The organism is Pseudomonas baetica (genome assembly GCF_019733355.1).
Lineage (GTDB): Bacteria > Pseudomonadota > Gammaproteobacteria > Pseudomonadales > Pseudomonadaceae > Aquipseudomonas > Aquipseudomonas baetica_A.
Window position 1 is genome coordinate 162758 of sequence record NZ_JAIHLQ010000008.1, and the last position, 12500, is coordinate 175257.

11 protein-coding genes and 1 tRNA gene are annotated in these 12500 nt (G+C 58.1%); 10 read left to right on the forward strand and 2 right to left on the reverse strand.

The features are described from left to right. The first annotated feature begins 145 nt into the window (after window positions 1-145). The 5 genes from rbfA (at window position 146) to K5E40_RS10310 (ending at window position 4389) form a co-directional block, all read left to right on the forward strand. Complete coding sequence (gene rbfA, locus K5E40_RS10290; RefSeq protein WP_095191053.1) at window positions 146-547, forward strand: 30S ribosome-binding factor RbfA; 402 nt, start codon at window positions 146-148, stop codon at window positions 545-547. 4 nt (window positions 548-551) lie between these two features. Next, window positions 552-1469: a tRNA pseudouridine(55) synthase TruB gene (gene truB, locus K5E40_RS10295; RefSeq protein WP_221730615.1), complete on the forward strand. Its 918-nt coding sequence runs from the start codon at window positions 552-554 to the stop codon at window positions 1467-1469. Window positions 1470-1611: 142 nt separating this feature from the next. Beyond that, on the forward strand, window positions 1612-1881 hold the full coding sequence (rpsO, locus tag K5E40_RS10300; protein ID WP_003177875.1) for a 30S ribosomal protein S15: 270 nt from the start codon (window positions 1612-1614) through the stop codon (window positions 1879-1881). Window positions 1882-2076: 195 nt separating this feature from the next. Further along, window positions 2077-4182 carry a polyribonucleotide nucleotidyltransferase gene (gene pnp, locus K5E40_RS10305; RefSeq protein WP_221730616.1) on the forward strand — a complete coding sequence of 702 codons (2106 nt, stop codon included), beginning with the start codon at window positions 2077-2079 and terminating at the stop codon, window positions 4180-4182. A gap of 131 nt (window positions 4183-4313) precedes the next feature. Continuing rightward, window positions 4314-4389 (forward strand) — tRNA-Thr (locus K5E40_RS10310). A gap of 5 nt (window positions 4390-4394) precedes the next feature. Here the strand turns inward: K5E40_RS10310 and K5E40_RS10315 are convergent. Continuing rightward, the gene (locus tag K5E40_RS10315) at window positions 4395-4889 is read right to left on the reverse strand and encodes a hypothetical protein (protein ID WP_221730617.1); all 495 of its coding nucleotides are present in this window, start codon (window positions 4887-4889) and stop codon (window positions 4395-4397) included. 275 nt (window positions 4890-5164) lie between these two features. Here K5E40_RS10315 and K5E40_RS10320 point away from each other — a divergent pair, with 275 nt between their 5' ends. Then, window positions 5165-5464, forward strand: coding sequence for a DUF6388 family protein (locus K5E40_RS10320; RefSeq protein WP_221730618.1), 300 nt, complete (start codon window positions 5165-5167; stop codon window positions 5462-5464). A gap of 51 nt (window positions 5465-5515) precedes the next feature. Here the strand turns inward: K5E40_RS10320 and nadC are convergent, their stop codons facing one another. After that, window positions 5516-6364 (reverse strand): carboxylating nicotinate-nucleotide diphosphorylase, encoded by an 849-nt coding sequence (gene nadC, locus K5E40_RS10325; RefSeq protein WP_221730619.1) that lies wholly within the window; start codon window positions 6362-6364, stop codon window positions 5516-5518. A gap of 281 nt (window positions 6365-6645) precedes the next feature. On the opposite strand from nadC, the gene K5E40_RS10330 reads away from it, so the two are divergent. The 4 genes from K5E40_RS10330 (at window position 6646) to K5E40_RS35565 (ending at window position 12477) form a co-directional block, all read left to right on the forward strand. Then, entirely contained in the window at window positions 6646-8820 is a 2175-nt protein-coding gene (locus K5E40_RS10330) for a DUF1631 domain-containing protein (protein WP_221730620.1), read from the forward strand. 64 nt (window positions 8821-8884) lie between these two features. Continuing rightward, window positions 8885-9445, forward strand: coding sequence for a 1,6-anhydro-N-acetylmuramyl-L-alanine amidase AmpD (ampD, locus tag K5E40_RS10335; RefSeq protein ID WP_221730621.1), 561 nt, complete (start codon window positions 8885-8887; stop codon window positions 9443-9445). Continuing rightward, complete coding sequence (gene ampE / locus K5E40_RS10340) at window positions 9442-10281, forward strand: regulatory signaling modulator protein AmpE (protein ID WP_221730622.1); 840 nt, start codon at window positions 9442-9444, stop codon at window positions 10279-10281. The genes ampD and ampE overlap by 4 nt, the downstream gene beginning before the upstream one ends. Window positions 10282-11772: 1491 nt before the next feature. Continuing rightward, window positions 11773-12477, forward strand: a complete 705-nt coding sequence (locus K5E40_RS35565; RefSeq protein ID WP_409339132.1) for a methyl-accepting chemotaxis protein — start codon at window positions 11773-11775, stop codon at window positions 12475-12477. Window positions 12478-12500 lie beyond the last annotated feature (23 nt).

Below are 12500 nucleotides of genomic sequence, written 5' to 3' on the forward strand. Positions count from 1 at the left end.
GAGCCGTGATGGTCGGCCGCACTGCAATGTGTGGCGCATCACTCGGACTCTAAACGCAACGCCCGGTCTGGCTTCTGTCAGGCCGGGCGTTTGCCGCTTTCAGACCTTGCGGGTTTCACCGTAGGGCAGTAACAGGTAACAAATCATGGCAAAAGAATACAGCCGCACCCAACGTATCGGCGATCAGATGCAGCGTGAGCTGGCCCAACTGATCCGTCGTGAAGTCAAAGATCCGCGCGTCGGCCTGGTCACCATTACCGCTGTGGAAGTCAGCCGTGACGTCGGTCACGCGAAGATCTTCATCACCGTGATGGGGCAGGACAATGCCGAAGACATCGCGCAAAGCATCAAGGTACTGAATGCCGCCGCAGGTTTCCTGCGTATGCAATTGGCCCGCGAAATGAAGTTGCGCAGCGTGCCGCAATTGCACTTCCACTACGACGAAAGCGTCGTGCGTGGTGCGCACCTGTCGGCCCTGATCGAGCGCGCCGTGGCTGAAGACAATCAGCATCCGGCAGTTGCTGAACCTGAAGACACCAAGGAGTAATTCGGTGGCTCAGGTCAAACGTATCCGTCGTAACGTCAGCGGTATCATTCTGCTCGACAAGCCGCTGGGGTTCACCTCCAACGCCGCGTTGCAGAAGGTGCGCTGGTTGCTCAACGCCGAAAAGGCTGGGCATACCGGCAGTCTCGATCCGCTGGCCACTGGCGTTTTGCCGCTGTGCTTCGGCGAGGCCACCAAGTTTTCGCAATATCTGCTCGATTCCGACAAGGGTTACGAAACCCTGGCGCAACTGGGCAAGACCACCACCACGGCAGATGCCGAAGGTGAGGTTTTGCAGGAGCGTCCGGTGACCGTTGGTCGCACCGATGTCGAGGCGGTTCTGCCGAAATTTCGCGGTCAAATCAGTCAGATACCGCCGATGTACTCGGCGCTCAAGCGAGATGGTCAGCCGCTGTACAAGCTGGCTCGTGCAGGCGAAGTAGTGGAGCGCGAACCGCGTTCTGTTACTATTGCGCGCTTGGAATTACTGGCCTTCGAGGGCGATACTGCGCGCCTTGCGGTGGATTGCAGCAAGGGCACCTATATTCGCACCCTGGTGGAGGATATCGGTGAGCAACTCGGTTGTGGTGCGTACGTCGCAGAATTGCGCCGTACCCAGGCCGGGCCTTTCACCCTGGCGCAGACCGTGACTCTCGAAGAGCTGGAAGCCGTACATGCCGAAGGCGGCAACGAAGCGGTCGACCGCTTCCTGATGCCATCGGACAGCGGCCTGCTGGATTGGCCGTTGCTCCACTTCTCTGAAGCGAGTGCGTTCTACTGGCTTAACGGCCAACCGGTTCGTGCTCCGGATGCTCCGAAGTTCGGCATGGTGCGGGTACAGGATCACAATGGTCGCTTCATCGGTATCGGTGAAGTGAGCGAAGACGGGCGCATCGCGCCACGTCGCTTGATTCGGTCAGAATGACCGGAACCGGCCTGTGTAACAGCAGGTCGGCGAGTGTGGCTGTTAACAGGCACGGTCACGACTCATTTATAGATACAGGGATTTGTCCCTGGCCTGTTGAAGCTGTTTCCTTGAAACAGTTTCCTGATAAAAGGATTGCCTCATGGCTCTCGACGTTCAAGAAAAAGCTCAAATCGTTGCTGACTACCAGCAAGCTGTTGGTGACACTGGTTCGCCAGAAGTGCAAGTTGCACTGCTGACCCACAACATCAACAAACTGCAAGGTCACTTCAAGGCCAACGGTAAAGATCACCACTCCCGTCGTGGTCTGATCCGCATGGTAAACCAGCGCCGCAAGCTGCTGGACTACCTGAAAGGCAAGGATCTGGGTCGTTACCAGACTCTGATCGGTCGCCTGGGTCTGCGTCGCTAATCAGCGATTGCGCTATGAGGTTGGTTGTCTGTCAGGCGTCAGCGGTTTACCGCTGGCGACTTGCAGGCTTCCAGCCTCAAGTTTTATCTGGATACACGTTTTACCCTGGACAGGCGTTGGGCCGACTCCCGACATTGCCCAAGAATTTCGCAAGAAACCAGTTCCCCCAAGAGCCACAAAAGAAGGTAGGACACCGTGAACCCGGTAATCAAAAAATTCCAGTTCGGTCAGTCGACCGTTACCCTCGAGACTGGCCGTATCGCCCGTCAGGCCTCCGGCGCAGTATTGGTCACCGTTGACGACGACGTCAGCGTATTGGTGACTGTTGTTGGTGCCAAGCAAGCTGATCCGGGCAAGGGCTTCTTCCCTTTGTCCGTTCACTACCAGGAAAAGACTTACGCTGCCGGTAAGATCCCTGGCGGTTTCTTCAAGCGTGAAGGCCGTCCTTCCGAGAAAGAAACCCTGACTTCCCGACTGATCGACCGTCCGATCCGTCCGCTGTTCCCAGAAGGTTTCATGAACGAAGTGCAGGTTGTCTGCACCGTCGTTTCCACCAGCAAGAAGACCGATCCGGACATCGCTGCGATGATCGGTACCTCGGCTGCCCTGGCCATTTCGGGTATCCCGTTTGACGGCCCGATCGGCGCCGCTCGTGTAGCTTTCCACGAAAGCACCGGCTACCTGCTGAACCCGACTTACGAGCAACAAGCTGCTTCGAGCCTGGACATGGTCGTTGCCGGTACTTCGGACGCTGTGCTGATGGTTGAGTCGGAAGCCAAAGAGCTGACCGAAGACCAGATGCTGGGCGCGGTACTGTTTGCTCAAGACGAGTTCCAGGTTGTGATCAACGCCGTTAAAGAGCTGGCTGCCGAAGCTGCCAAGCCAACCTGGACCTGGGCTCCTGCTCTAGAAGCCACCGAGTTGCTGGGCGCGATCCGTGCCGAATTCGGCGAAGCGATCTCCCAGGCTTACACCATCACCATCAAGGCTGACCGCTACGCACGTCTGGGCGAGCTGAAAGACCAGGTTGTTGCCAAGCTGTCCGGCGAAGAAGGCCAGCCTTCTGCCAGCGAAGTCAAAGCGGCTTTCGGTGAAATCGAATACCGCACCGTTCGCGAAAACATCGTAAACGGCAAGCCACGTATCGACGGCCGTGACACCCGCACCGTACGTCCGCTGAACATCGAAGTCGGCGTTCTGCCGAAGACCCACGGTTCGGCTCTGTTCACCCGTGGCGAAACCCAGGCTCTGGTCGTCGCGACGCTGGGCACAGCCCGTGACGCACAGCTGTTGGATACCCTGGAAGGCGAGAAAAAAGACCCGTTCATGCTGCACTACAACTTCCCTCCGTTCTCGGTGGGCGAATGTGGTCGCATGGGTGGCGCAGGTCGTCGTGAAATCGGTCACGGCCGTCTGGCCCGTCGTTCGATTTCGGCCATGCTGCCTGCCGCTGACGTGTTCCCGTACACCATTCGCGTGGTTTCGGAAATCACTGAATCCAACGGTTCGAGCTCGATGGCTTCCGTTTGCGGCGCTTCCCTGGCCCTGATGGACGCTGGTGTACCGATGAAGGCACCGGTTGCCGGTATCGCCATGGGTCTGGTTAAGGAAGGCGAGAAATTCGCAGTCCTGACCGACATCCTGGGCGACGAAGACCACTTGGGCGACATGGACTTCAAAGTAGCCGGTACTGCCAAAGGCGTTACCGCACTGCAGATGGACATCAAGATCAAGGGCATCACCGAAGAGATCATGGAAATCGCTCTGGGCCAAGCCCTGGAAGCGCGCCTGAACATCCTCGGTCAGATGAACCAGATCATCGGCCAGTCGCGTACCGAGCTGTCGGCCAACGCTCCGACCATGATCGCGATGAAGATCGACACCGACAAGATCCGTGACGTTATCGGTAAAGGTGGCGCGACCATCCGTGCGATCTGTGAAGAAACCAAGGCTTCGATCGATATCGAAGATGACGGTTCGATCAAGATCTTCGGCGAAACCAAGGAAGCGGCTGAAGCAGCTCGTCAGCGCGTTCTGGGTATTACCGCTGAAGCCGAGATCGGCAAGATCTACGTCGGCAAGGTTGAGCGCATCGTCGACTTCGGTGCATTCGTCAACATCCTGCCGGGCAAGGACGGTCTGGTTCACATTTCGATGCTGAGCGATGCTCGTGTTGAGAAAGTGACCGACATTCTGAAAGAAGGTCAGGAAGTGGAAGTGCTGGTACTGGACGTGGATAACCGCGGCCGTATCAAGCTGTCCATCAAAGACGTGGCAGCTGCCAAGGCTTCGGGCGTTTAAACACCCCGCAGCGTTAGCGCAATAAAAATGCCTCGCCGTGAAAACGGCGGGGCATTTTTTTGTCTGTTGAAATCAACCGTACCAAGCCCCGAGTTGCCGGACCTCAAGAGCGGTGCTAGGTTTAGCCCACCGCCCGTGTAGCTCAGCCGGTAGAGCAGCGCACTCGTAACGCGAAGGTCGCAGGTTCGATTCCTGTCTCGGGCACCATCTCCTTATTTCACCTTGCGATTCAAATCCTCAACGGTGCGTTTGAGCTGGTCCATCGCCCGATCCTGATCGTTGATCTTCTGCTTCAGGTTTGAAATCTCGCTGCTGTTCGAGTTGGAGCTCGAGCCACTGTTGCGCTTGAGGTCTTCGACCTGACGGCCAAGTGTGTCCAATTCACGATCCTGCTCTTTGACTTTGTTCTTCAGCTCATCGATTTCCTTGCTGCTGGCACTGCTACTCGAACCGCTGTTGCGTTTGAGCTCTTCTATCTGGCGCGACTGATCATTGACGGTGTCGCGCATCTTTTTCAGTTCATCGATGCTGATGTCGCTTCTGATGACGACCTCTTTGCCGTAATCATTGTGAATCAGAGAAACCTTGTCGCCATAGGAGGGGCTGCTGGTGCTCAGTTCAACGGCCATTGCACTGGCCGGCAGGGCCAGTGCAGCCATTAAAGTGGTGACGGAGACAATGGAGGAAATCTTCGAAAAGCTGCGCATCACTGGTTTTCCTTGTGAACAGCGGAGAGGGTGCCGAAGTGGCACATCGCTATGACTCGAAATCCACCGTTATGTTCCGCAGGTCAACTTTTTGTGGGAGAGATGTAAAGAGCCGTGTAATTCGTCATGCAAACGTCCTATATTCGGTGCCTGCATGAGCATCGCCCAGCAGTTTTCAGATGATCCCGAATGGTTCCGAAGGCCGGACAAACCGCGTCAGAGAGATCCTTGATGATCCAGATCCATCCTCCATTCTTATGATCAGCGAGAACGCCATGACCGAATTAACTCAAGAGCAACGTCACGAACAAGCGCTGGAGAAATACAAACTCGACGTGCCCCAATTGATGGACGAGATCAAGGGCTTGAGTCCCGACGATCAGAAAGACCAGATTCAGTGGTCGTTCGAGGATGAAGCCGAAGCCCAGGGCCTGCAGCCGTGGGAGCTGACACTCAAGTACACGAGCACGCCAGAAGCGTTCGAAGCTCAACGTCTTGTCCTGCACAAAGAAGCAGCCGAAGTGCTGGGCGTCGAGTGGCAAGAGTATTGCGAGATGAACAATCTGGTGGTCTGAAACAAAAACGCCAGCCTCAACCGGGCTGGCGTTTTTTATCGCGTGAAGGTCTTAGAGACTCAGTCGCATCGACAGATCCACCGCTTTGACATCCTTGGTCATCGCGCCAATCGAGATGTAATCGACCCCGGTCTCGGCGATCGGCAGCAGCGTGCTTTCGTTGATGCCGCCACTGGCCTCCAGTTTTGCCTTGCCGCCGTTCAGGCGCACGGCTTCGCGCATGTCGTCCAGGCTCAGTTCGTCGAGCATGATGATGTCCGCGCCGGCCGCCAGTGCTTCTTTGAGCTCATCCAGACTTTCCACTTCGATTTCCACCGGTTTGCCCGGGGCGATCTTGTGCGCGGCGGCAATGGCTTGCGCGATGCCGCCGCTGGCAGCGATGTGGTTTTCCTTGATCAGAAACGCGTCGTACAAACCGATGCGGTGGTTATGGCAACCGCCGCAGGTCACTGCGTATTTCTGCGCCAGGCGCAGGCCTGGTAGGGTCTTGCGGGTGTCGAGCAGCTTGACCTGAGTGTCGGTCACGAAGTCCGCCAGGTATTGCGCATGCGTTGCCACGCCAGAGAGCAGTTGCAGGAAATTCAGAGCACTGCGTTCGCCGGTCAGCAGCGAACGGGCCGGGCCTTCCAGATGAAACAGCGGCTGATTGGGTTTCACCCGCTCGCCATCAGTCACCTGCCAATGCACGGCCACCCGTGGATCGAGTTGGCGAAATACTGCATCGACCCACGCGGTGCCGCAGATGACGGCCGCGTCCCGGGTAATGATGGTGGCTTTGGCCAGGCGTTCGGCCGGGATCAGTTGCGCGGTGATGTCGCCGCTGCCGATGTCTTCGAGCAACGCACGGCGCACGTTGGCTTCGATTTCGGCGGTCAAATCGGCGAGACGTAGATTCGGCATAACGGGCTCCACAAACAAAGTGGGTCGATTATAGGGGCATGGCACGAACCAACCCAAGGCGAGAACTCGCGTGCTGGTCTGCATTCGGTCGATTTTATGTGAGCAAACCCGGCGAACGCGCGGTCATTGCAAGGTAGGCGGACATAGGGGAAACCCTGACGCCTCTGGCGCTGGAGACATCTTTTGCAAGATAATCCGCCTTGCATTTGACGTCATAGCTTTGACATCTCCTGCGCTCGAGGTTTCTGCTCAAAGAAGAATCACCGTTCCAGGAGGCTTGGATGCACAACGACGGGAAAGTAGTGCCTTTGCACAAGGCCGCTACCGATCAGGCGAATCACTCGCCGCTCGCCCGCCTGCCTGTGATTCTGCTTCAGGTTCGCGACAAGGCTGCCCAGCAACTTCGCCAAGGTTTGCAGGAGCTGTTCGATAACGCCGATGACACCTTGTTTGAAATGGCCGACCGCGCACGCAACGACGTCGAGCAGAATATCTTTTTTGAAGCCATGCGCGACCTGCGCCTCAAGCGCAAGAATATCGAGCGCGGCTTTCTCGAGCAGTTCTTCGAAGCCTTTGTCGGCCTCACTCAATACGATTCCACGCACAGCACGCTACCGCACTCTCTGATTTACGAAGACCTGGCGCCGCGCACCGATGACATGGAGCGCAATGTGGCGGTGGAAACCATGGTCGGTCGAGTGCTAAAACGCGATGGCTTCGCGCTCGATCAGTTGAGCACACGGTTCAACGCGCTGCTCGGCAACACCCTTGACGATCAAACCAACCCGCTCGGCCCGGCGCTGCTCTGCGAGTATTTCCTGCAAGCCGGACGTAACCTCGGCGTGGAGATCAAGGTCAAGTTGATCCTGCTTAAACTGTTCGAGCGCTACGTGCTGGCTGGCACGGAACAGCTTTATGCCGAAGCCAATCAACTGCTCAGCGCCACGGGTGTGTTGCCGGACCTGAAACCGGCACCGGCGCGGCGAGCTAGCGATCGTGCGGCGGCCACGGTGGACAGCGAAGAAAGCCAGGACCCGCCGCCCGCGGACGACAGCGTGCAAGAAGTCTTCGCCGCGCTGCAGGCGTTGTTGTTGCATGTGCGCGGCAGTGTCGCGCCGACCCTGGAACCCAGCGCTTGCGCCCAGCCGATCAGCACCCGCGACCTGCTGCGCCTGCTCTCACACTTGCAGCAATACGTGCCGGCGTTGGCTGCGCAGGACGATTTCGATCTGCGCAATCAGCTCGAACAGTTGCTGACGCGGGTCAGTGTCAAAAGTGGCAAATCGCGGGTTGTCGGCGGCGCAGACGAAGACGTGATCAACCTGATTGCCATGGTGTTCGACTGCATTCTCGATGACCGCAATCTGCCGGACTTCCTCAAGGCCTTGATCGCCCGCTTGCAAATCCCGATGCTCAAGGTGGCGGTGCTGGATAAGAGTTTCTTCAGCCGCAGCAGCCATCCGGCGCGGCGTTTGCTCAACGAAATCGCCGACGCGGCGATGGGCTGGGGCAATTGTGACGGTGATGCGCGCGACAGTTTGTATCAGCGTATCGAACAAGTGGTGCAGCGCTTGCTGACGGATTTTGTCGATGATCCGGCGATTTTTTCCGAGTTGCTGGCCGACTTCCTGGCTTTCACTGGCGATGAACGTCGTCGCAGCGAGTTGCTTGAGCAGCGATTGCGTGATGCCGAAGAGGGCCGGGCGAAAACCGATCTGGCGCGGCGCCGGGTCGAGCAGGCGTTGAATCAGGCACTGTTGGGTAAAGTCCTGCCACCGTCGGTGGTGACGTTCGTGCACAACGCCTGGAGCAAAGTGCTGCTGCTGACCTGCCTCAAGCATGGCGATCAGTCCGCCGAATGGCAGGCCGATGTGCAAACCATGACGCAACTGATCTGGAGCGTGCAACGGCATGAAGACGAGCAATCGAGCCTGCGTCTGCTGGCGCTGGTACCGGGGTTGCTCAAGTCATTGCGTGATGGCCTGAACGGTTCGGCGTTCGACCCGTTTGCCACCAGCGAATTTTTCAGTGAGCTCGAAGCCTTGCATGTTCGCGTGCTGGAGCGTTCCGCAGAGGCGGATGAGGCCACGGCGATGATCAAGGTGTCGCAACAGATCGTCTTGCAAACCGCTGATGAGGACGGCATGGCGCTGGTTCGTTTGCCTTGCGATGACGCCGGGCTGCGTCAGGTCGCTCAACTGCGTCTGGGCAGTTGGGTGGCGTTCGAGGAAGATGAGGAACATACCCTGCGCTGCAAACTCGCGGCGATCATCGAAGCCACCGGCAAGTATGTGTTTGTCGACCGCACCGGGATGAAAGTGCTGGAGCGCAGCCGTATCGGCCTGGCCCTTGAGTTCCGTCGTGGTGCGGTACGCGCATTGGACGACACCTTGTTGTTCGACCGGGCGCTGGAGTCGGTGCTGGGCAATCTGAGGCGACTCAATCGCGCCAAGTGATCGCGCGCCGGGGTCCGATCACGGCATACTGGGCGCCAACACAGTCGGCGTTGAAGGAATCGGTATGCAGTTGGATCCCGCTAGCGGGTGGTGTCACGGGGTGCAGGTTTGCCCATCGCCCAACTTCAATGAACGCCCTGCGGGCGAAATTTCCCTGTTGGTGATCCACAACATCAGTCTGCCGCCTGCGCAATTCGCTACCGGCAAGGTGCAGGAATTTTTCCAGAACCGTCTGGATGTCACCGAACATCCTTACTTTGCAGGCATTGCCGACCTACGAGTCTCGGCGCATTTTCTGATCGAACGTGACGGCAAGGTCACCCAGTTTGTCTCCTGTCTTGAGCGGGCGTGGCATGCGGGCGTGTCGATTTTTGACGGACGCGAAACCTGTAACGATTTTTCCGTGGGCATCGAACTCGAAGGCACCGATGATCTGCCGTTCACCGATGCGCAATATCAGGCACTGACAAGGCTGACGCGGCAGTTGCAAACAGCATTTCCGGCGATCACCGGCGCACGCATCTGCGGACACAGCGACATTGCACCCGGGCGCAAGACCGATCCTGGCCCGGCATTCGACTGGGCGCGTTACCGCGCAGCCCTGGCACAAGAGGAAGGACAATGAGTTTTCTGGTGTTACTGCTGGCAGTCTGGGTCGAGAAGTTCTCGGCCCTGCGCCATCGGGTTCAACGCGATGGCGGATGGATCCGCGAACTGAACAAACTCGAAAGCAGCGCGCGATTGGCCAAACGGCCGTGGCTGGTGCTGACGATTCTGGTGTTGCTGCCGGTGGCCTTGCTCGGCTTGTTGCTGGTGGTGTTGGGGCCAGTAGCTTATGGCCTGCTGGCCTTGCCGGTGCATTTGCTGGTGGTGATTTACAGTCTGGGGCGCGGCGACTTGCTGGGCGGTCTCGGGCCGTTTCGCGATGCCTGGCGCCGTGAGGATCTGCAGGCGGCGGCCCATGTGGCCAAGCGTGATCTGGATATCTGCGCCGACAGTGGTGAGCAATTGCTCGATCAGGTCCAGGGCCATTTGTTGTGGCAGGCCTATCAGAGCTTCTTTGCGGTGATCTTCTGGTATTTCGTGCTCGGCCCGGTGGCTGCGCTGGCCTATCGCTTGTTGGCGCTGGCCGAAGAACATGGCCAAACCCCGGCATTGGTTGAACGCGCCGCGCAACTGCGCCATGCCTTCGACTGGGTACCGGTGCGATTGTTGGCGGCGAGTTTTGCCCTAGTGGGCAACTTCGTTGCGGTCAGTCGGGTGATGCTGCATGAACTGTTGAACTGGAACATCAGTGCTGCGCAACTGATCAACAAGGTCGGATTGGCGGCGGGGGAGATCCCGCCACCTGCGGTGGGCCCTGAAGGCATCAACACCCTTGATTGCCTGTGGGAACTGCTGCTGCGTGCGGCGGTGCTGTGGTTTGCCGGGTTTGCCTTGTGGACAGTTCTGATTCACTGACTGAGGGTGCCGAGGGAGTCATTTCCCTCGGTACACCCCGCCGTTAACCTTAAGTTACAAAAACTCCCTTCGTTTTGAGCTATACAGAGATGGCGCTCGATAGTGGCTATCTGCTTTCGCCCCGCGCCTGCCAATAAAAACAAGAAAAACCAAGGGAGACTTCCAGTGAAGAGCTTGCTCTATCCCGCCGTCTCGCTGATGAACCGTCTGAGCTTCGGTATGAAGTTCAGCCTGATCAGCGTGCTGTTTCTGGTGCCGATGCTGGTGACCAATTTCTATCTGGTACGCGATTCCTATCGTGAGTTTCAGGGCACCCGAGTCGAATTGCAGAGCCTCGACCTGCTGGGCAGCAGCCTGGCCTTGCGCCGGGATCTGGAGACCCTCAACAATCTGGTGCAAATCAACGTCACCCTCGGCCAGTCCGGTAAGGCGAGTAACGTCGAGTCGCAGATCACCGCCCTCGAACAGACGGTATTGGCTCGCCTGCAAGGGTTGACGGCGATGAGCGACGATCCTGAGCAGATCAAAGTATTCGACGGCAAGCGCGATGAAATGCTTGCTGCATTCAAAGCCCAGCAAGCGGAACGCTCGCTGCAAAGCAAAAGCGCCCTGATCGGAAAGCTCTTGGCCAGTGCGCAGATTTTCAGCCAGATCATCAGCAGTCAGGCCGGGTTGAGCCGCGACAACCAAGGCGATATCCGTCAGCTCAGCGAACTGGTGACCCTGATCACTCCGACCGTCACGCAGACCCTTGGCGACGGTCGGGCCATGGGCTCGTATTCGCTGGGCCAGGGTTTTCTCAACAGTTCGTCGAGCACCCGTTTTGACGAGTTGCTGGTGCAGATCGAAAAGCTCCAGGCCGAGTACGGTTTGAAATTGAAGGATGCCCTCGGCTCCAGCAACGTGGCGCGTGAAACCCTCAGCGCTCAGGCCGACAGCAGCAAGGCGTCGCTCAAAGAGGCCAGCGAGTTGTTCGAAGAGCAAGTGGTGATGGCCGACACCCTGGATGCCCCGTGGCAGGCGTTTTACGACCAGGTCACCGTTCTGATGGACAAAACCTACAAGCTCAACGAAGCGACGTTGAAATTCCTCGACACCCAATTGCAGCAGCGCCTCGTGCAAAACCGCACGCACATGGTCTTGCAGGCTGTGGCGTTGTCGGTGGTGTTCGTGCTGATCTTCTATCTCTACGGTGGCTTCTACGCTTCGACCCGCACCACGCTCAAGCGCCTCGGCGCGATGATGGACAAGGTGGCGGCAGGCGACATGACGGTTAATTTCAAGGCCAATAGCCGCGATGAACTGGGCGAATTGGGCGAGGTGTTCAACGGCACGGTGAAGAAGATTCATGACTTGATCGAGCGCGTCGGCCAAACCGTTGGCGAAGTCGAGCGTCAGGCCGGGCAAGTGGAGGATGTCTCTGCACAAAGCAATCAAGCTGTCGCCGGGCAACGCTCGCAGATCGAGCAAGTGGCGACCGCGATGAACCAGATGTCGGCCACCTCGCTGGAGGTGGCGCGCAGTGCAGCAGCAGCGGTGAGCAGCGCCCACAGCGTGAATGAAGAGACGGTCAGTGGGCGCGGCCTGGTTGAGTCGCAGCAGGGCAGCATTGCTGCACTGGCCAGCGAAATCGACCAGTCGGTGCAGGTGATCAACCAATTGGCCAGCGACAGCCAATCGATCAGTCGCGTGCTGGAAGTGATCAAAAGCATTGCAGAACAGACCAACCTGTTGGCGCTCAACGCCGCAATCGAAGCGGCCCGGGCCGGGGAACAGGGGCGAGGTTTTGCGGTGGTGGCGGACGAAGTTCGCACGCTGGCCAAGCGCACGCAGCAATCGACTGAAGAAATCGAGCAGATGATCGGCAAGCTTCACGGCGGCGTCGGTGCAGCCGTCAAAGCCATGGGTGTCAGTCATCAGATGGCCAACGGCACGGTCGGGCAGTCGGAAAAGGTCCAGCAGGCGCTGGAAAATATACTCGGCGCTGTAGGCATGATCGTCGATCAGAACCAGCAGATTGCGGCGGCAGTGGAGCAGCAGACGGCGGTGGCCCATGACATCGACCAGAACATCGTCGAGATCAACCGCGCCGGTGAGCGTACCGCGCAAGGCGCGCACCAGACCGAGAACGCCAGTCGGGCGTTGTCGGCTCAAGTCGTGGAACTCAAGCAACTGATCAGCGCGTTTCGCGTCTGATTCATGAAACACCTTGTTTCCTG

Coding starts and splice junctions, on each gene's coding strand:
- rbfA (WP_095191053.1), top strand. CDS start 146: ATGGCAAAAGAATACAGCCGCACCCAACGTATCGGCGATCAGATGCAG.
- rpsO (WP_003177875.1), top strand. CDS start 1,612: ATGGCTCTCGACGTTCAAGAAAAAGCTCAAATCGTTGCTGACTACCAG.
- K5E40_RS10315 (WP_221730617.1), bottom strand. CDS start 4,889: ATGCGCAGCTTTTCGAAGATTTCCTCCATTGTCTCCGTCACCACTTTA.
- K5E40_RS10320 (WP_221730618.1), top strand. CDS start 5,165: ATGACCGAATTAACTCAAGAGCAACGTCACGAACAAGCGCTGGAGAAA.
- nadC (WP_221730619.1), bottom strand. CDS start 6,364: ATGCCGAATCTACGTCTCGCCGATTTGACCGCCGAAATCGAAGCCAAC.
- K5E40_RS10330 (WP_221730620.1), top strand. CDS start 6,646: ATGCACAACGACGGGAAAGTAGTGCCTTTGCACAAGGCCGCTACCGAT.
- ampD (WP_221730621.1), top strand. CDS start 8,885: ATGCAGTTGGATCCCGCTAGCGGGTGGTGTCACGGGGTGCAGGTTTGC.
- ampE (WP_221730622.1), top strand. CDS start 9,442: ATGAGTTTTCTGGTGTTACTGCTGGCAGTCTGGGTCGAGAAGTTCTCG.
- K5E40_RS35565 (WP_409339132.1), top strand. CDS start 11,773: ATGTCGGCCACCTCGCTGGAGGTGGCGCGCAGTGCAGCAGCAGCGGTG.